The sequence below is a fragment of the Gloeobacter violaceus PCC 7421 genome (genome assembly GCF_000011385.1).
GTDB classification, from domain to species: domain Bacteria; phylum Cyanobacteriota; class Cyanobacteriia; order Gloeobacterales; family Gloeobacteraceae; genus Gloeobacter; species Gloeobacter violaceus.
Genome location: NC_005125.1, coordinates 1,035,212 through 1,055,273, shown reverse-complemented (window position 1 = coordinate 1,055,273; position 20,062 = coordinate 1,035,212). Strand labels below are relative to the sequence as shown.

At 60.9% G+C, this 20,062-nt stretch carries 13 protein-coding genes and 1 pseudogene; 2 read left to right on the top strand and 12 right to left on the bottom strand.

Annotated features, from left to right (window positions below; genetic code table 11):
• Positions 1-462 precede the first annotated feature (462 nt).
• The 7 genes and pseudogenes from ribBA to GLL_RS05100 form a co-directional block, all read right to left on the bottom strand.
• Positions 463-2,181, bottom strand: a complete 1,719-nt coding sequence (ribBA, locus tag GLL_RS05135) for a bifunctional 3,4-dihydroxy-2-butanone-4-phosphate synthase/GTP cyclohydrolase II (RefSeq protein ID WP_011140990.1) — start codon at positions 2,179-2,181, stop codon at positions 463-465.
• Positions 2,182-2,284: 103 nt separating this feature from the next.
• On the bottom strand, positions 2,285-3,247 hold the full coding sequence (locus GLL_RS05130; RefSeq protein WP_011140989.1) for a 30S ribosomal protein S1: 963 nt from the start codon (positions 3,245-3,247) through the stop codon (positions 2,285-2,287).
• A gap of 134 nt (positions 3,248-3,381) precedes the next feature.
• Positions 3,382-4,071: an esterase/lipase family protein gene (locus GLL_RS05125; RefSeq protein ID WP_011140988.1), complete on the bottom strand. Its 690-nt coding sequence runs from the start codon at positions 4,069-4,071 to the stop codon at positions 3,382-3,384.
• Positions 4,072-4,233: 162 nt separating this feature from the next.
• Positions 4,234-4,857 (bottom strand): annotated as a pseudogene (locus tag GLL_RS23130) (transposase).
• 131 nt (positions 4,858-4,988) lie between these two features.
• On the bottom strand, positions 4,989-6,581 hold the full coding sequence (locus GLL_RS05110) for an FG-GAP-like repeat-containing protein (RefSeq protein WP_164928646.1): 1,593 nt from the start codon (positions 6,579-6,581) through the stop codon (positions 4,989-4,991).
• Positions 6,582-6,746: 165 nt separating this feature from the next.
• Entirely contained in the window at positions 6,747-7,901 is a 1,155-nt protein-coding gene (locus tag GLL_RS05105) for a substrate-binding domain-containing protein (protein WP_011140985.1), read from the bottom strand.
• Between the two features lie 12 nt (positions 7,902-7,913).
• Positions 7,914-11,282 (bottom strand): tubulin-like doman-containing protein, encoded by a 3,369-nt coding sequence (locus GLL_RS05100; RefSeq protein WP_197530124.1) that lies wholly within the window; start codon positions 11,280-11,282, stop codon positions 7,914-7,916.
• Positions 11,283-11,406: 124 nt separating this feature from the next.
• On the opposite strand from GLL_RS05100, the gene GLL_RS05095 reads away from it, so the two are divergent.
• Complete coding sequence (locus tag GLL_RS05095) at positions 11,407-12,108, top strand: HEAT repeat domain-containing protein (protein ID WP_011140983.1); 702 nt, start codon at positions 11,407-11,409, stop codon at positions 12,106-12,108.
• A 452-nt stretch (positions 12,109-12,560) separates the two neighbouring features.
• Entirely contained in the window at positions 12,561-14,975 is a 2,415-nt protein-coding gene (locus GLL_RS05090; RefSeq protein WP_011140982.1) for a glycosyltransferase, read from the top strand.
• Positions 14,976-15,061: 86 nt separating this feature from the next.
• On the opposite strand, the gene GLL_RS05085 is transcribed toward GLL_RS05090, so the two are convergent.
• The 5 genes from GLL_RS05085 to GLL_RS05065 form a co-directional block, all read right to left on the bottom strand.
• Entirely contained in the window at positions 15,062-16,012 is a 951-nt protein-coding gene (locus GLL_RS05085) for a transglutaminase domain-containing protein (protein ID WP_164928645.1), read from the bottom strand.
• A 543-nt stretch (positions 16,013-16,555) separates the two neighbouring features.
• Positions 16,556-16,936, bottom strand: coding sequence for a HEPN domain-containing protein (locus tag GLL_RS05080; RefSeq protein ID WP_011140980.1), 381 nt, complete (start codon positions 16,934-16,936; stop codon positions 16,556-16,558).
• The gene (locus GLL_RS05075) at positions 16,933-17,280 is read right to left on the bottom strand and encodes a nucleotidyltransferase family protein (protein WP_011140979.1); all 348 of its coding nucleotides are present in this window, start codon (positions 17,278-17,280) and stop codon (positions 16,933-16,935) included. The genes GLL_RS05080 and GLL_RS05075 overlap by 4 nt, the downstream gene beginning before the upstream one ends.
• Positions 17,281-17,746: 466 nt before the next feature.
• Positions 17,747-18,313, bottom strand: a complete 567-nt coding sequence (locus GLL_RS05070) for a hypothetical protein (protein WP_011140978.1) — start codon at positions 18,311-18,313, stop codon at positions 17,747-17,749.
• A gap of 41 nt (positions 18,314-18,354) precedes the next feature.
• Positions 18,355-20,001, bottom strand: coding sequence for a sensor histidine kinase (locus GLL_RS05065; RefSeq protein WP_011140977.1), 1,647 nt, complete (start codon positions 19,999-20,001; stop codon positions 18,355-18,357).
• Positions 20,002-20,062 lie beyond the last annotated feature (61 nt).

Here is a 20,062-nt window from a genome sequence, read left to right as displayed (position 1 = left end):
AAAACTGAAGCGCAAAGAAGCAGCACGCACATAATGATGATGATACGAATGCCCCGCTGGGCTCTGGAGATCTCCCATCCGGTAGAGGTACGCCCAGTTTCCGGGCAGGAGCATGGAGATTGTCTTATCGAGAAGAAGCCATGGCCAGTCACCTGCAGAAGTTGCAACTCGCGACTTTGTGCCCGCACTGCGGTCGTTCGACGGAGTGGCACTGTACCTTGACTTTGTTATGGGAATCTTGCCCAACGGACGGCTTGATTGAACTATTCGCCCTGCCGCTCGCCAAAACCGTCGCACCCGAGTCGGTAGGTGAACCCCGGCCGCAACGGCTGATGGGCTTTGCCGAATGCCCGGAGACTGCACGTCTCGCTTGAATAGTAGCTATTTTTTGTGATTGAGGCTGAGATTCAGCTATTCGTCATCGGTGTCCTACGGCGCATCTCAGGAAGATGGCCCGGCTGCTCAGGAGGTGGGTGGTTGGGTGGCGTCGGCTTTGAAGATGTAGACAGTCTCGGGGGAGAGCGGTCCTTTGATGGCATCCGGCAGGGATGCTAGATCTTCTTCGCGATGCTGAAGGCGTTCGCTGAGGTGATTGAGCGGATCAGCTCCGGAGCTGACCAAAAATTGCAGCACTTGCGGTGGGTTGTTCTGCACAAGTTCCTCCAAAGCGGCCAAGATCGCCCGGCGGCAAGCACTCGTCGGGTCGGTATACCAAGCGTTGGGGCTCTTGTTGCCCGCAGAAGGGAGCCCGATGTGCACCACGACGGCGTCCGGCCCAAAGACGGCGCTCGCCACCGGGCGGCGCTCCTCCTGGATGAGCAGATCCTGCTGACCAAACAGTTCGCGCAGCAGTTCGACTTGATTGGAGCGCTCCGGGTCGTAGGGCTGCATAGTCGCCCGACGCCAGAGCACCCCCAGCGTCAAAAGCCGCACCCCCGGCAGCAGGTGCCCGAGCTTCTGGGCTTTGGTGTTGAGGTAGGTGGAGTTGTAGTCGGTCTCTTCGATGATGAGGGGCACGCGGTCCACCACTTCGAGGTTATAGCCGCTCAGGCCCGCGATCTTGCGCGGATTGTTGGTGATCAATTTCATGCGGTGCACCCCCAGGTCGTTGAGGATCTGGGCGCCGACGCCATAGCTGCGCAGATCGGCGGCAAACCCCAGCCGCTCGTTCGCTTCGACCGTGTCGAGGCCCATATCTTGTAAGGCGTAAGCTTTGAGCTTGTTGATCAGCCCGATGCCGCGGCCCTCCTGGCGCAGATAGACGACCACACCCTGGCCGTGGTGGTCGATCATCTTGAGGGCAGCCTGCAACTGCTGGCGGCAGTCGCAGCGCAGCGAGCCGAAGGTGTCGCCGGTCAGGCATTCGGAGTGGACGCGCACCAGTACCGGCTCCTCGCTGCCGGCAAAAGGCGGCGCCCCGTCAAAAAGGCCCGAGCCCGCGGGTGGACGGCGCACCAGGGCGACGTGTTCCTTGCCGTCGAGGGTGTCGCGGTAGGCAAAAATCTCGAATTTGCCGAAGGCGGTAGGCAGCATCGCCACCGTCTCGCGCTTGATGAAGCGTTCGTTCTGCAGCCGGTAGGCGATAATTTCGGCGATGGTGACAATCTTGAGGTTGAAGGTGCGGGCGTACTGGAGCAGTTCCGGCAGGCGCGACATCGAACCGTCGGGGTTCTGGATTTCGCAGATCACCCCGGCCGGATACAGCCCCGCCATGCGCGCCAGATCGACCGCCGCCTCGGTGTGACCGGCGCGCTTCAGCACGCCTCCCTCGCGGGCGCGGATCGGAAAGATGTGGCCGGGGCGGGTCAGGTCGCCTGCACGGGTGCGCGAATCGATGGCCGCCTGGATGGTCTTGGCCCGGTCGGCGGCGGAGATGCCGGTGCTCACCCCCAGGTGGGGGCCGGCGTCGATGCTCACGGTAAAAGCCGTCTGGTTGCGGTCGGTGTTTTCGCTCACCATCAGCGGCAACTGCAACTGGTCGAGCCGCTCGGCGGTCATCGCCAGGCAAATGAGGCCCCGGGCGTGGGTGGCCATGAAGTTGATCATTTCGGGGGAGGCGAACTGGGCGGCACAGATGAGATCGCCTTCGTTCTCGCGGTTCTCGTCGTCGACGACCACCACCGCCCGGCCGGCGCGCAATTCGTCCAGGATCTCGGGAACGGAGTGAAAACCAGTGGCCACGCTCTTCTCTCCTAGTAGATCACTTCATTGATACCAAAAACGCTCCCGCGAACGGGAGCGTTGGGACGAACATGGCGCGTTCCGGCCGACAGAAGCGCACGGATCAGTCGATGGCGGCGACCACCGCTTCGTCAAACTCCTCGACTGGTTCGCTGCCGGCCGCCTCCGCCGCCATGCGGGCGCGGTATTTTTCGGCCATCACTTCGGCATTGTCGAAGACCGCCTGCTTGTCCTGGGTCATGGCTCCAGGGGTTTCCTCCAGCTGCTTGGTCGAAAGCGAAATGCGACCGCGCTCGGCGTCGAGGTCGATCACCATCACCTTCACCTCGTCCCCGACGTTGAACACCGAGTGCGGCGTCTCGATGTGGTCGTGGGAAATCTCGCTGATGTGCAACAGACCCGACACCCCGCCGATGTCGATGAAGGCGCCGTAGGGCTTGATCCCCCGCACCCGACCGATCACCACCTGACCTGCTTCCAGCTTGTTCATGCGGCGTTCCACCAGAGCCCGGCGGTGCGAGAGCACCAGGCGGTTGCGCTCCTCGTCCACTTCGAGGAACTTCAAAGGCAGCTCTTCGCCGATCAGCTCTTCTTTCGGTTCGCGCGTGGACAAGTGCGAACCCGGGATGAACCCGCGCAGGCCCTCGATGCGCACCAACGCCCCGCCGCGGTTGACCGCGAAGATCTTCGCACGCACGGTCTGGTCTTCGGTCTGGAGCTTGCGCACCCGCTCCCAGGCCTTCATGTACTCGATGCGGCGGATGGAGAGGGTAAGCTGGCCCTCTTCGTTCTCGTCGGAGAGGATGAAAAAGTCGAGGGTGTCCCCTTCTCCCAGCACCTCGGTCGGGTCGTCGACGCGGTTGATGGACATCTCCTGCAAAGGCAGGTAAGCGGCGGTCTTGGCGCCGATGTCGATGAGCGCCCCCCGGGGCTCCAGACTGAACACCGTGCCTTTGACGATGTCGCCGGGATTAAAGCGGTAGTCGTACTGGGAGAGCAACCGTTCGAAGTCTTCGCGGGTAAAGCCGATGTCCGTTGCAGTGGGGGCTGGGGTGCCAAGTTCCATCAAAATCGACGTTCCTCCGGGATCTGTAAGATGCGCAGCGACAAAGAAAAAGCCGGTTTGTCAAAACCGACAATACCTACCCAGTGTAGACAACCGGACGCCACAAAGCAAGCGGGCTTTTGATCCGCCCGGCTTCAGATAAGATACGGCATCCAGGCGCGCAGCGGCTCCGCCGATCCGTACCAGTAGCGCCCGCCCCTTGGAGAGTGAAAGACCCCCTCCAGGGTCAAATTGGTGGCCCCTTCGAGGTGAGCGGCCTCCACCGGGGTAATCCCGTCGCCCCAGCAATCGCCCCGACCGATGGTCAGTTCGTAGCTTTGGTAGGTGAAATTCTGCCAGAACGAGCCGCGCTCGCCGTAGACGGCTTTGCCCGCCACGCACACGTAGCGCACCGCGTCGCCGTAGAACGCCCCCGGGTAGGTGGAATTGACAAAACCCATATTCTTGACGGTGTATTTTTCTTTGCTCAAGTGGGGTGTGCCCAGGGTGATCAGGCTTGCCACCCGGTCTCGATAGTTCCAGGTGCGCCGCCCGTACTCCTTGTCACCCAACAGCAGCCGGGCGATCCAGCCTCCCGCCGAGTGGCCCACCAGATTGACCCGGCCGGCGGCATGGCGTTCCAGAGCCCGGTCGATACTTTCTTTGAGCAGCTTCAGCACCGGCGTCATCGGCCGATCCCCGAGGGTGGGGAGCCACCCGTACCACTGAATGGGCACCACCGAAGCCGGAAAACCCGCCTTCTCGATGTCGCGGGCCAGTTGGGCGTACTCCCCGGCGGAACCGAAATAGCCGGGCAAAATGATTGTCGGGAGATTGGTTTCCATCGCTTGCGGCGCACTTCTTAATCATTATGGAACGCAGACGGCCGGTGCTCACCCCTGCCAAAATACCCCGGGCGGTTGGGTATTGTTCATGCTCAGCATCTTGTCGATGTGGCGCAGTTGGTGTTTGTGGGCGACGATCTGCTGGAGGGGGCTCTCCTGAGTTTAAGGTGAGGCGCAACCTTTCTTGGCAAAGCAAGCGAGCAACCGTAATCGCAGATTCCTGAAATTCGTGAAGCCGTAGCCCTGACGCTTAATTAGCTTAATACGGTTGTTGATCCCCTCCATCACTCCGCTACTTGAACGGCTTAAGAAGTAGTTGCATATCCCCTCGAAGTGCTCCGTTATTGTTTGCACTACCCGCCCATATACCTTCCAAACTTTTAACAGCCACACTTCCAATCGCTGCTGACCTTCCTCCATCGTTCGGCTTGTCTCTTAAATCGAACGGAACTCTTCTTTGTATGCATAGGCTTTGCGCAGCCGCCAGCTGCTCTTCAGGCGTGTTTCTAACTCCTCCTGCTCTTCGATACTTAAATCCACCCCGTTTTTGAGTAGGCAGGCTTGCTCTTTGCACTTTCTAAAGCCGCACTGTTTAGCAATCTTCTTCACCGCCTCGACCACCATCCGCGTCCCATGGAAACGGTCGTAGACGATCACGGCTTTGGAAAATACTTGCTGCACCACTTTTGTGAAGCCGCCCCACATATCAATGCTGACTTCCCTCACGGCTTGACGAACCTCAAAAGGCTTAGGTACTGTCGCAAAAACGGCACGCTCGACCTGTATCTTGAACCCGGGTCGAGAATCCTCGGCCTACAGGCCCATTCTCCTCACACCTGGCACCTGCTCTAACTGAGAGGGTTGTTCATGGCGGCAATTCATGGACAAACGCACTCCTATCCGTCAACTTTCCCTATTCAAGGGAGTTGCCCGGCGGCTTCCAAGTCCGCCAGTTCGACCGGTTGGCTGTTGCGCTTGCCAAACACGACGTAGCTGCGGCCGGCTGCGTACCGTCCGTCCGGGGAGGCACTGGAAACCCCGACAATCACATCATCCAGGCCGTCGCCGTTGACGTCCTCTGCCCCGCTGAAAGAGTTGTTGCTACCGTTGATGACAAAGCCGTCGCGGCCGGTGCCACTTTCCAGTGTGGACAATTCAACCGGTTGGGTACTGCGCTTACCAAAGACCACATAGCTGCGACCGTACGGGTAGGCAAAGGGAGCATAGACGAGCACATCGTCCAATCCGTCGCCGTTGACGTCCCCCGCTCCGCCCACAGATCGGCCGGCGCTATCGTAGTCATTGCTGCCGTTGATGACAAAGCCGTCCCGACCGGTGCCTCTTCCGATGTCTGTCAGTTCGACCGGTTGGCTGTTGCGCTTGCCGAACACTACGTAGCTTTGGCCAGAAAAGTAGCCATCAGGCGGGGTGGCAACGGGAGCCCCGACGATCACATCGTCCAATCCGTCGCCGTTGACGTCCCCCGCTCCGCCCACAGATTCGCCGGATTCAGCAAAGTAAATGCCATTGATGACAAAGCCCGTCCGGCTGTTGCCGCTTTCGAGCGCCGACAACTCCACAGGTCTGCCGTTGCGCTTGCCGAACACCACGTAGCTGTGTTCGGTATTGTACCGACCGTCCGGGTCGGTCCCGACGATCAGGTCATCGAGTCCGTCGCCGTTGACGTCCCCCGCCCCGCTGACAGCAACGCCGGAGAGAAAGTTTTCAATGCTGCCGTTAATCACAAAGCCGTTGCGACTCGTGCCGCTTTCGAGGGTGGCCAACTCGACCGGTTGGCCGCCCCGCTTGCCGAAGACCACGTAGCTGCGGCCAGCTGCGTACCGACTGTCCGGGTCGGCACCGGGAGCCCCGACAATCACATCATCCAGCCCGTCGCCGTTGACGTCCCCCACTCCGCTGACAGCAATGCCGGCGCTATCGTAGTCATTGCTGCCGTTAATCACAAAGCCGTTGCGACTCGTGCCGCTTTCGAGGGTGGCCAACTCGACCGGTTGGCCGCCCCGCTTGCCGAAGACCACGTAGCTGCGGCCAGCTGCGTACCGACTGTCCGGGTCGGCACCGGGAGCCCCGACAATCACATCATCCAGCCCGTCGCCGTTGACGTCTCCCGCCCCGTCGACAGAATACCCGGAGCCATCGTAGTTATTGCTGCCGTTGATGACAAAGCCGTCCCGGCTCGTGCCATTTTCAAGGGTGGACAATTCGGCTGGTTGGCCGCCCCGCTTGCCGAAGACCACGTAGCTGCGACCGGCTGCGTACCGTCCGTCCGGGGAGGCACTGGAAGCCCCGACAATCACATCATCCAGCCCGTCGCCGTTGACGTCCCCCGCCCCGCTGACAGAAGTGCCGGAGCGATCGTAGTTGTTGCTGCCGTTGATGACAAAACCCAGGCCCCCACCCACCGGGGTCTCCACCGCCCTCAGCAGTGCCTGCGCCCCTACTGGCGCCAGGGAAACCACGCACCACCACACCCCCAACGAGAAGCTCAACCACCCCCGCCAACGGCGCGGCGCACACCGGGGAACCTTTCGATCACGAGTCCACAGCGACAGTACCGTTGTTTCCATTTCTTATTTCTCGCTTTCGTTGGCAAGGTCACGCCTTACAGTAGCCGACGCCAGGAGAAAAAGCAGTATTTCGAAGATCGATCAGCTCTAACGGATAGCCACGAATCCGGACTTCTCCACCAATTGCTGGCCCTCGCCGGAAAGCAGCAGGTTGGCGTAGGCAGCCCCGGCCTGCTCATCGAGCCTGCCGTCGCGGCGGATGACCACGAATAAGCGCCGGGTGACCGGGTAGGTGCCGTCGCGAAAGGCGGTGCGGTTGACCTGGCTGTCTTCGGCGAAAGGCGCCACGTACTCGCGGGAGTTGGAGCGCGCCAGGGGAACGGGCCGCACCGAGCGCTGGCCGATCACTTCAGAAGCGGTGGCGTAGCCGACGCCGCCGGGGGTGGCGGCGACTTTGCGCAGTGCGTCGGTGGTGTCGCGCGTCTCGCGCACGACTTTGCCGAGCCCGGCGCCGCCCAGCACTTCTTCGTTGAAATAGTCGACTGTGCCCCCCGCCTGCAAATTGCGGCTAAAGGGAACCACCGGCCGGTCCGGTCCGCCCACCTGCTTCCAGTTGGTGATCTTGCCGGTAAAAAGGCCCACGATCTGATCGACCGAGAGCCCAGCTACCGAGTTGGCCGGATTGACGAAAAAGGCGAGCCCGTCGATAGCCACCGGTACCTGCTCCAGGGCAATGCCCCGCTCTTTGGCCGCGGCGTACTCTTTGGATTTGACCGCCCGCGAGGACTGGGCAAAGCTCATCTCGCCCGCGATCAGCATGGCGATGCCGGTGCCGGAGCCGGGTTTGCCGCTCACGGGCTCCGCGTAGCGCAATTTGAAATTGGGATGAGCCTGGGCAATTGCACCCAGGACCGTGCGGGAGCGCAAGGGGGCAAAAGTGGTCGAGCCGCCGTAGTTGAACAGCCCGCTCGGGACATTCTCGACTTCGGCCATCGTGGCGAAAAGCTTCACAAAAGGCGATTTGACCTGCTCCAGGCCGGGGGTGGTGGCCGGTTGGGCGGGCGCAGTGGAAGCGGGCGGCGCCGGGGTGGAAGCCACCGGGGCCGGGGCCTCGCCGGGGCGATTTTGCCAGAAGTAGTACCCGGCCCCGCCCAACAGCAGCACCGCCAGGGCGATCCAGGCGATGGGGGGGATGCCGCCGCCTTTGAGGCGCTGGCCGCAAATTTCGCAGTTGGTGGCGGTGTTGGGGTTGCGGTCGTGGCCGCACTTGGGGCAGGTGACGTAGGTGAGGTCGCGAACCATGGCAGGAGCCTCCTAGCTTTGACCCAGCTCTTCTTTGACGTTGGCTTCGATGATGTGGACCTGATCGTTGGTGAGCCCCAATTCTTCTTGCAATTCCAACAGTTGCGCCTGCTCCTCCGGGTCGATGGCCGCGTCGTTTTCGAGAAACGCCCGGAACATCAGGCCGTATTCGAGCACCGCTCCTTTATTTTGGGGTTTGGGCGTCAGCAGCTCGATCAGTTGCTGCGACTGCTCGGGGCTGACACTGTAGCGCACCCGGAAGCGCTCCAGCAGCGTCTTCTCAGTGGCGCTCAGCTCGCCGTCCTTGACGCAGCTCTCGACCAGCTTGCGGTATTTGTCGAGGTTGCTCTCGCGGGCGGGATCGCCCGGCTGTAGGATCGCCGCCGGGGGCGGGGCGGGGGTGGCTCTGGCGGGGCCGTTTGCCGCCGCGCCGGGGCGGGGCGTGCCCTCGATGTAGAGATTGTGGGTCTTGATAAAGTCTTCGATCGCCTCGGCGGCCTCCCGGTAGGCGGGGTTGTCCTCGCCCCCTTCAATCTCGGCGCGGTGAACCGCCAGCCACTGCATCAGGCGGGTATAAAATTCCTGCTTGGCCGGGCGGGTGGTGGGCGAGCCGCCCTGGCGGGCCAGCTCGTCGGCCAGGATGTCCTTGAGGCGGCGGTTGGCGTCGTTGAGCAGAAATTCGGTCGCACTTTGCCAGTCGTTGCCAAGCACCTCGGTTTTTTCGAGCCCCGACTGACGGTCAAAAAAGCGCAGACGGGCTTCCTGGTAACCGGTGAGCTTGTTTTCGACCAAATCGATCAGGTCCAGGGCGCGGCCGAGGATGGCGTTGCGGCGCACCTGCACTTCGTCCTCGGTCGAAGGCATCAAATCGCCGAAGCGGTCCTCGTCGCTGTCGGTATGCAGCGGGTTGCGCTCGACGGCTTTGACCGCCCGGTAGACGCTGCGCATGCGGGCCATGCCCTCGATGAGCCTAAGCGGAAAGGCCCCCGCCTCCTGCACAAAGAAGATCCGGTGCGACTCGCCCAAAGGCCGGATGTCCTTGTCGGTGATCGTGCTCGTTTTGCGGATGAAGGGCAAAAGCGTCGCCGCCGCCGGATCGTCGGGTTTGTTGCCCCCCTGGATGCCCACCAGGGTCTGGCGCTTCTCGGGTTTGTCGTCCCAGCCGAGGCGGGCCTGCTCCTGGGAAAAGCGCAAAAAGGGCTCCGATTTTTCGAAGGTCGTCTTGATCTGCGCCTCCTGCTGCTCGACGGTCGGGTAAGTTTCCAGAAACTTGCGCGCGGCGGAGACGCGGGCGCGCGAGCGGCCCACGAATTCATCCAGGCTCGCATCGAGTAGACGGCTGAACAGATCCCGGGCACGGAAGGTGTCGAAGGTGTGCAGGTCAAACAGCATCGCGTCGCTCGCGGTGAGCACCTTCTCGGAGATCAGCCCGCAGACGGCCTGCTCGCGTTCTCCCAGGGTGTTCTGGTAAATCATGCCGACGTCTTTTTCGTCGTAGAGCAGGATGCCGTTGACCGTGAGCGTGCGCGTCTCGCGCAGATAAGTATTCTCTTTGTCTGCAAACTGCGCTTCGAGGCTCTCCATCAACCGGTCGAAGCGGGTGAGATCGCTCAATAGCCGCTCAGTCTCTTCCCGGAGCGCCTCGACGAGCTGCACCCCGAGGGTGCGGCTTTTGACTTCGATCTTGGAGACGTAGACCGTCTCCAGGGCAAGCATGATCGCGTTGAAGGTCTCGTCGATGCGGCGCTTGCGATCGAGCAGCAGAAACTGGCGGGCCTGGTCGTCGATCTGCTTGGTGAGTGTCTGCAGGGCGTTGGCGGCGGAGCGCTCCTGGGGGATCGAGTTCTTCTGGCGATCCTGGTCGAAGCGGCTTTTGTAATCGGCCAAGACTTCCAGCAGCACCTCCAGAAACTGGCGGGCGAACTTCGGTCCCCGAAAGCGGTCTTCGATCATCTTGGCGACCGTGGCGCGTAGCTCGGTGCACTTCTGGACACTCAGCCGCTCCAGGTTGTCGAACATTTTTTGGTAGAAGTCGCTCCAGCGGCGCGGGTCGGTGTCGCCGTCGCTAAAGTGCACAGCGTACTTCTCCTGCTCGACCAAGACAAAGCGCTGCAGATTTTCAAAGGGAATTTGCAGGTCGTTGCGGCGCTTGCGCAGGCTTGCCGCCCAGTCGGCCACTTCTTTGGTGTAGGGCTTGGCGTTGTCGCCCATGGCGATCGAATCGAGCAATTGGTGCTGGTTGTCCGATTCGGCGAGCACCAGGCCGGGCAGAATCTCGGTGCGAATCAAGTCGCGCATGGCGGTGGGCGACGGGGTCGGATTCATCCACCAGCGCACCACCCGGCCTGCCAATCGCGAGGCGCAGGCGTTGATCACCCGCTCGATCGGAAACTGGATGCTCGACAGTCCAAAGGTAATAAAGCTCTGGGGATGACCGAGCGGGTCGGGGCCGGCCCAGTGCTTGCGGATATTGTCGCGCACGAGCTTTTTGAACTGGCTGAAACCCGAGGAGAAATCGAGAAAAATATTTTGCGACACCATCTCCAGCACCGCCTCCAGACTGGCGAAGGTGACTTTGTTGTTGGAGTTGCCCACCAGATAGCAAAAGTTAAAGGGCACGTCGCGGCCCGATTGATCGCTGATGCGGTCGGAGGCGGCGGTGCTGTACTGGGCTTCAAAGCGCGTGTCGGTACGGCTGTAGTAATCGAGTTCCATCAACGCCGCGTAGGCATTGGCGATCACCCGGTCGCCCAGGCCGGAGAAAGCCCCCGGCAACACCAGATAGGCCGACGACTGGGGCAGATCCGAGGGCGGCACCCAGTCGCGCAGGTTGTAGGCCAGATCCAGGAGCATTCCCGAGCCGGTCCCCCCCGAGAGCGAGCCCACCACGAAGATGTTGATGCCCTGGTCGAGTTGCACCTTCCAGGTATCGAGCATAAATTTTTCGTGTCCGCGCAGGCGACCGCGCGCCGCCGCGAAAGCACCTTTGACCTGCTGGTAGTTGACTGCAAAGGCAAAGCGGCCCAAGGCGCGAATCTGACCCGCTCCGGCCAGAATCGAATCGGTGCCTTTGAGCTGGCTTGGGAACCATTCCGCCAGGTACGGGTAGGAGCCGATGCGGCTGAGGATCGCCTTGGCATCTTCGACCTTCGTCCAAACCTGCTCCACCGGCCGCAGGGAGATATCCTGTTTGAGCACCGTCTGCGGCTCGGAGACTTTAGCGTTCTGCTCGGTGTCGAGGTGCAAAAACGACACGATCGGCAGCGCGTCGAGGGTGCCGTAGGACTCGACGATCATCCGCCGAATTTTAATCAGAATCTCTTTGCCTGTGCCCCCGAGACCGACCACCACCGTCGGAGTCATGCCGGTGTATTCAGCCATCGCCATCCCCGTAACCTTCCTTCAAAACTAGCTGATCGGCCGACGCTTCTGCAGTAGGAGAGATTGCCCCCTGGGTTCGGCACTGCTAGATTAAGAGATGTAACATATTGGGGCCTTTGCGGCGATGACATCCTCTCTAGAAGAAGTAAAAGCCCAAATGGCCAGTGCCGACCCCGGCAAGCGCATGGCCGCCCTGGTTGCCCTGCGTTTTTTCTCGGACGAAGAAGCGGTGCCGCTGCTGTTCCAGGCGGCTCTCGACCCGATTCCGCTGGTGCGCGTCTACGCCGCCATCGGTTTGGGTAAGAAGAAGGGCGAAGGCAACTTCGACTTGCTCATCGACTTGCTCAACAACGACAAAGACGCCTCGGTACGGGCGGAGGCGGCGGGCTCCCTGGGCTCGCTCGGGGACATACGGGCGGTGGAATACCTGTTGCGGGCTTATTACGAAGACATCGACTGGATCGTCCGTTACAGCGCGGTGGTCTCGCTGGGGCAGTTGCGCGACGAGCGAGGCTACCCGGTACTGCGCGACGCGATCGCAAGCGACACCGACATGATCCGCGATGCCGCCATCAGTGCACTGGGCGAACTGGGCAACGCCCGCGCCCTCGACGTGCTGTTGCCATTGGTGCCCAATCCGGACCCCGAAGTGCGCCGCCGCATTGCTCAGGCGCTGGGTCTGATTGCCCTGCAGGCACGCGAGACCAATATCCAGGAGCCGAGCCGCGCACCTCTCGCCTATCTGGCCAAAGACGACGACGAGAAAGTCGCCGAGTTCGCCCGTTACTATCTTGAACAACTGGACGGTAATACCCCCCACGAGTAGAAAACCAGGGCCGCCGGTCACAACCGCTGCGATTGACTGGTGCCATCTACACGCCATTTTTTAGCCCTCTACCGGAGCTGTAAACAAGGGGAATTCTGTGCGGCTCCCATTTCTTTTTGCTAGCCAATTGATTTGTTCGGGGACTCGGACGGGTGTGGCGGTGTATGCTGTAGTGCAAAAGGCAAGTTCCGGCGTTGGGGTGTCCCCTTGCTCGAGTTTCAGGCACTGCGGCGTTAACTGTTCCCGTTTGACGGAATACATCTTTCGGTAGACTGATAGGAAGTGTCGATCCTTCACACGAAGGTCTCCCCTGCGCAAGGGGGATAAGCCATATCCCTTGTGTAGATGAATTTATTTAACAGGTTTTTAACAACTTCCCTATGATCATAACTGGGGGCAGTGCTCTTCCTGCCGTGCGATTTTTATAACCGACAATAGGGGAATGGCAATCGATGTCATCTAGCCTCTTCGATGTTCTTACTACTGGAGTGATCTACTTCTCGTCGGCCTTCCTCCTGGCCGCACTGCTGACGGTCTACGAGAAGGTATTTGCCGCCAAAGGCGGACTGAGAGGAGCGGTTGCTTTGGCCCTGGGCAACGGCCCAGCGGCGCTGGTGGCCGGGTATCTTTCTCCCCACGGTTGGGAAGTCCTGGTGCCGCTGGGGGTAGCCGCCACCGGCCAGCTTCTGGTTCACCGCTGGATGACCCACTTCAGCGCTTCCGGCCGTCTGTTGCTGGTTAACAATTTCTTGCTTGCCCTCACGGTTCTCGCGTGGGGTGTGAACTTCATTGTCAATCTCGAAATCAGCCTCCTCACCAGGATGCTGATGCTGGCGGGCTATCCGCTGCTTGTCTTGATGCTGCCCATCGGCGTCATCGCTTCGCTGGAGCAGTGGGAGGTACTGACCCGCAAGCGCTGGCTCAGGCCGCGCACCGTCAAGCCGATCGGCGAGCGGGAGCACTATCCGAAGGTGTGTCTCCAGGTGCCCTGCTACGCCGAACCGCCGGAGGTGGTGACGGCCACCCTCGACCGGCTCGCCGCCTTGCGCTACCCCAACTTCGAAGTGATGGTGATCGACAACAACACCAAAGATCCAAACCTCTGGAAGCCCGTGGAAGCTTACTGTGAGCAGCTTGGGGAGCGCTTTCGCTTCTTCCACGTCGATCCGCTTGCCGGGGCGAAGGCAGGGGCGCTCAACTGGGCCATGGAGCGGGTCGCAGGCGATGTCGAAATCATCGGCGTTATCGACGCCGACTACCACGCGGAGCCCGATTTTCTCAGTTCGCTGCTCGCTCACTTCGACGAGCCGCGCATGGGCTTTGTGCAGACGCCCCACGACTACCGCGGCTGGGAAAATAGCCTTTACCAGCGCATGTGCTATTGGGAGTACAAGACGTTTTTTGCAACGACGATGCCCAGCCTCAACGAAAAAGATGCCGGGCTCACCGTCGGGACGATGTGTCTGATTCGCCGCCGGGCGCTCGATGAGGCGGGCGGTTGGTCGGAATGGTGCCAGACCGAAGATTCGGAGCTGGCCATTCGCATCCATGCCTTGGGCTACACCTCGGTATTCGTACCCCAAACCTTTGGCCGCGGGCTGATTCCCGAGACGTTTGCCGGTTACAAGAAGCAGCGCTTCCGCTGGACCTTCGGGCCGGTGCAGGAGTTCAAGCAGCATCTGCGGCTCTTTTTGCCCAAGCCCTGGGCTGCGCCCTCCGAGTTGCGGCCTATCCAGAAGCTGCACCACATGAACCACGGCCTCGGTCCCTTCACCACCGGCCTGTCGTTTTTGATGATGCCCGTCAACCTGGCGGTGCTCGTCTCGATGCTGGTGCAAGGGGAGAGTGTCGCCGCACCCCGCAGCCTCTGGATTGCCGCCGTTTGCGCGACGGTCGCAGGCTGGCTGCTCACCTGGCTCATTCACCGCGTCGAGATGGGTTGTTCGCTGCGCGACACGATCGGCGCCATCCTCGCCAAGCAGGCGCTCTACCATACGATGATCACCGCAAGCGTCATGGGGCTGTTCGTGGGCCGCATTGCGTGGCGCCGCACCGACAAGTTCAAGTCGCTGCCCAGCGGCCTGGTCGCCCTCGCCTCCGCCCGCACCGAATTGCTCTTGGGGATTGTCTGTCTGGGCCTGGGGCTCGCCATCTGCGTGGCCCAGCCGCCCTCGAGCCTGCTGCTGCTTCTGGGAATCGGGCTGTTGTTCCAGAGCCTGAACTATCTGCCCGCGCCGCTGCTGGCGTTGCGCGCCGAGTACGAATTGCAGGCGGCCCAAAGCGATAAGCTGCCCTCCCCCCAGGCTGCCATCCGCAAGCTGCCTGTTCCGGCCCGCCAGGCGGCGGTCGGTGCCGCCCTCGCCGGTGGCGTCGCGGTGATCGCCGGCGCCTGGCTTGCGCAGCCGCAACCCGGTGCTCCGCCGGTCGGGGCCAAGTCTGCCGCCCCCGCCGGTCGCCCCATGGTGGTCAAAACCTCGCCCGCGAAATTCGACGACGAGCGCGTTCCTGGCAAGCAGCCGACCGTGACCACCCGCCAGGCATACTTAGAGGTCTCCTCGGGTGCGGTGAGCGCCGCAACGGTGCCGAGCGCCGCGGCGAGCGAGTCGCCTGCGAACGGGCGAACCGATCGGCGCCTCTCCTTGCCCACTTCCGCCTCGCGCGCAACGGCCATGGTGGGCAATCCCCCCACCCCCAACGAGCCGACCGACCTCGATTTCCATTACGCTCTCGCCCCAAGCGGGACCGAAGCGGGCATTATAGAACCAACCTCGATCCAGTTGCTGGCCGTCAGCACTCCGATCATTCCCGACTGCTACGAACGGGAGTCCAAGAAGCGCGATTATCGCTGCCGCAATCGCAAAAACTAAGTAGGTCCGGCGGAGCCAATCGAACGCCAGGCCAGGAAGGAAGACAACAAAACCTGGGCCTGAAACTCGGCGGCAGCACCTTGTGTTCATTCAATTTCACCAACTTGGGTGTCAGGTGCATTCCTGGCACCCTCGCTTTTTTGGTGGGGCAGAGCGATGTCGATCTGACCTACCCACAGATAGGTACCCTCTCGGCGGTCGCTTGAAAACAGCTGCAGCCTGTGCCGACCGGGGCTACTCAGATCGCAACGGATCTCAAGCACTGTGCCGGTGGGGCTGGTGCACCCCCCGACTGTCGGAGCGACAGGACGGGCAAGCACAAAGCGGTCTTGGGGATTGGCCAGTTGCAGCTGCACACCGATACTTGTGTGGCGAACCGCCTCCAGCTTCAGACCTTCGCCTGCGAAGCGGGCGGGAAGCAGCGGTTGCTCGACGAAGTCGCGCTCGCTCAGGGGCTCACCCAGCAGGTGCCAGGCGGGGTCGGCCGGCAGGTGCTCAAAGGCGAAAACCGGCGCCGGGGTAAACAGATAATCGGTGCCGTACCCGCCCACAAAGCGTCCGTCCCGGCGGCTGCCGCCATTCCAGGCGGCGTCGATGAGATACCACCGTCCCTGGATGCGGGCTGCATTCCAGGCATGGAGGGCCGTGCCGGGAAAGGTGCTCAAAGTGCGCACTTGACCGGTAAGGGTCACAATCTCTTCGCCGACGGACCGGCCAAGGGCGGTGAGCAGTTGGGCGTAGCCGGTGCAAAGCGCCCGGAGCGACGCGAAGACCGCCTGGGCATCCTGGGCGGGCCAGCGGCCCAGTGCAAGCGCCTCCTCGTCGTAGCGCATCCGGCGGATCACGTAATCGTGCAGCGCCTTGATGCGCTGGAATGGATCGCTCTCGCGCTCAGCCAGGTGGCGGGCCACCGCCGTGATGCTGCTTTCGTGTTCGGCAGGCATTTGCTCGACCGCCGGGTGCATCGCGGCGGGCAGCGGCCAGAGCACAGCCGCTCCACCGGAACCGGCGGCCGTCACCTCCGCTTTTACAGGCAAACAGCCAACCACAAGGGTTCCTAAGGCTACGTGCAACCACAAAACGACTGCGCGAAAGGTCAAGCCCGGCACTTTCGGATCACCACCCCGTAGGATAAAGGCACTCAACCCGCCATTCACGATGCACTCTTCCTTTGCCGACATGGCTCCTTGCCCGAACATCCGGAGTTGTGGCCCGATCTGCACCACTGTCCGAATCGGTGCGATTGCGCAGGGGCTTGCACCATTGTCGCGCCGCCTATACCGCATGGCCATCGAGAAGCGGATTTACCAAGGTAGATCGTGGGGCGTTACTCCTGGATGTGGCGGTGCTTGCTGCGCAACAGGCCGTGCCAGCGAATTCGGGTAAAGCAGCAGGGTTCAAATCGGACACATACTCCTATCTGCTTTTTACTTGGGCTTTCCATGCCCGCCTACGTTTCAAGCGGCTTGGTAAACTTTAAAAACAATCAGTGCGAGCGCTCTTTGTGGAATGACCTGTGCCCTGTTCGACGCCAAAGCGGTGGTCTCCAAGCACGTTGAATCTTTACTTGTCTGCGGCAGTTACTGTGCAAGGAATTCCATCGCAATCTGCATGAATCGTGCTGACTGTGCGATGAGTACCTGAGCATCCTGTTGCGAGCAGTGGCTGTTGGCACCTCCATAGTCACCAAGAATGCGCAACCGCTCAGCGTCTATTAGCTGACGGTGAATCTCAATGGGTAACCGTCCCGCAGCAGCGAGGTGCTGACCAAACAATGAAATCGTGCCGCTATGACTCTTGCTGGACAAATTTAATGCGAGGAGGCTGGCTCGGGCACAGTAGAACATAGCGTAGTAAGAACGAGACACAGATACATCGAAGAGAGCTTCGTCTGCCAATATTCGGGCAGCTTGCAGGCTCTGTTCGGCACGATCCATTAAATCTTGTTGCTCTGGCGTCAAATGGGTATACCTTCGCGCCGAACACTACTTAAGAAGCTCCATTCTCCTTTTTGGTAGTCTGACTCGCTTGCACTCAACAAGCCAATCACATGTCCATATTGTAACGATAAACGCCCAACAAGTTCGCTGGTGCGCCATATTTCCTCAACGGGATTCACATCACCAGTTAGTACAGCTAGAATATCGATGTCTGACTCTGCATGGGCTTCACTACGCGCGTAAGAACCGAACAAAATTAATTGCTTAAGTCTAGAACCATACAAAACTTCTAGTTCAGTGCGCAAATGTCTTAATAGGTTCTGCAAAGTCGCTTGTGAAAGTGGCTTCAATACAACATCTCTCATTTCTTTTCCTGCGAGACTATGGTTTAAATTATGCTTATTCGTGGAAGGCTATTCCTGCAATCGATTCAAAGTGACAGGAGGCGCAGTGTCTTGATCAGGCAACAAAGCTAACTTGATGGTATCGTTATCTACTATCGTTAGATAACAATCAGTATACTGACCTTCGGAGAACAGCATAGTTTCGCTTGGTAAAAGTTGCCTATGCAGGCGAATTCTAATACTTGCTGTCACTATCCTGCTAATGGCAGAGTCGTAAGTACCGGTGATAACGACTGCACCGTCTCCACCAAAGACGTTTCCATCACGCAGCCTCAAAACCCCGCTGTAACACTCACCCGAAGGCAATTTTAGAAAGTAAGAGTAGTCACCGCTGCGAACATCTGCCGGAAGCATCTACTTTACCCTTGAAAATTGATGTTGTGCAACAGTTGGTGTATCTGAATGGTATCTAAGAATTAAGAGACAGTCAACGCGGGCGCTGACGGTACTTCTGCTCGATACAGCGCTGGTAATCAACCCAGTTGGTGCTCTTGAGTTGGGAGTTGCAACCTGCGTAGGGATCAGCAAAGGTGATGGTCCGGGTAGAGTAATCCGCTCGGGGAGACGCTTTGCGCTCGACTTCTACCCCTTGGACACTACGGGCGGGTTTTGCCGGTTTGGCTTTGGCGCTCTTCTGGGGTTTCTCCCGTGCCGCCGTCTTTATAGAGCGGTTTTTTGTCGATTTAGCGACCCGCTCGGAGCGGGAAACTTTCGCTTGTTTGGCGAGCCGTTCTGGTTTTTTGCGGGCCGCTTTGGCAATTTTTTCTGGCCGTTCCGATTTTTTGCGGGCTACCTTGACCGACTTATCGGGCCGTTTCGATTTATTGGCCTGCTTGGTACTTTTGGCTTTTGCCGTCTTGCCGCGCTCGACGCGCTCGCTGCGGGAAGTATCGTTGCTCTTGCGCTTCGGCTGGGCGGGACTGTCGACTGCCGTCAAACCCAGACCGACGCACAGAGCGATCAACACCAGACACAAGCGCACGACCGAACGCACGGCAACCCCCGACAATTGCAAGCCAGGATAGCACCTGGGTGCTAAGCGCGCTGAGCGGTCGCTACGATTTCGGTAATCACGCGGGTGCCCTGGCCGGGGGCGGTGTGCAGGGTGCTGTGGGCCTGGGCACCAACGATCTCGACGCGGCGCAAATAGCGCTCCAGGGAGAAGATGCCCGAGTGGGGGCGGCGATCTTGTGCCGATTGGACGTCGAAGCCGGGACCGTTGTCGCTCACTTCGAGGGTGTAGCGCACCAGATGCTTCTGGCGGGTGCAGTTGAAGACGACATCGACGTGCACCGGGGTGCTGTCTAGGCAGGCGTACTTGATGACGTTCCAGGTCAGTTCCGAGAGCACCTGATAGAACGTGGCGGCGATGCGCCGGTCGCGGGCGCTCTCGGCCAGGTTCAAAGCCCAGTTGCCCCAGGTGGCGGCGTCCACGGGCTGGCCCTCCCACAGCCAGTGGAAGTGGCTGTCCACCCCTCGGCGGATGAGGCGGTCGCAGATGGGCTCGATGGCGTCGGCAAAGGCCTGGCCCCGGGCAAATTTGTCCTCGGTGCCGTTGCGCAAGACCCGCAGTTCGTTTTCGACCTCCTGGCAGCGCTCCATCGCCTCCGCCAACCGCCAGGCGTAATGCCCCGCCTCCGGATCGTCGGAAGCTTCAAGATCGTGGATGATTTCGCGCAGGAGACCCTGGGCCGCCATGATGCTTTGCTGGGCGGTATTGTGCAGTTCGCTGCTAAATTCGGCCCGGTGCTGCGACTCCCAGGCGGCGAGCGCCCGCCGGGCGCGCAACTGGTAGGCGCGATTGAGAATCTGGACAAACAACCCCGGCACCGCCGCACCGCAAACCACCGCCACAATCACCGGCTCAGAAGGCGAGAGCGTCACCAGGGCCGCGAGCAGCAGCGCCAACAGTGCCGCTCCCAAAACCAGCGGCAGCACCCGGCCAATCGACAGGGGCCGTTCCTGATCGAGAATGCGCGTCCAGGCCATCTGGTTTTGAAGCGCGTGCACGAAACTGAGGGCAAGCCACAAACTCAACACCAACAGCGCCGCTATCTGCGGCTCCTGAACCAGCGGATAGGCCACCAGCGCATCCAGCCAGTGATCCGGAGCAAAAGGGGCGCGCGCCAGCTGCAGCAGCGTCTCCCCCCAACCGGGGCGCATCATCACCGGAAAGTCGACTTTGCCGCGCAGAGGGTCGAGGGCCTTCGTCTGCTCCTGCAGCCGGCGCTGCAGTTCGAGACTGGTCGGGGTGGGTTCGGCCCGGGTGTCGAGCAGACCCTGGGCGATGCCGTAGGCCGAGCGGGCCTGGTCCGGTTTGCCGGCCTTGACGAGCGCTTCGGCGTAACTCGACCAGCCCATCACCTCGCGCTCGAGCAGTCCCCAGTGCCGGGCGAGGGGAATTTGCACCCGCGCGTGGTACTGTCCCTGGGGAAGGGCCAACTGCAAGATCCACAAAACGGCGGCGCTCAGAAAAATGCCCAGACCGATTCCCCTGACGGCCAGGAGGACCTGACGCAAAAAAGCCTGGGGATCGCGCTGTGGGCGTGGGGCGACCGGGGCCGGCGGCCGGGGCGGCCGGGGCGGCGCACGCAAGGGCCGCGGGGGCGCCTGCCGCCGCAAAAGTTTGGCTGTGCGCCGCACGGCTTTGCGCAGTTGCCGCTGGGTCCAGGTGGTCTGCATGCCCTTTAACTTAGCAAAAGCGCCCCGAACGGTTCGCTAAGCTATCACAAGAAGGGATCCC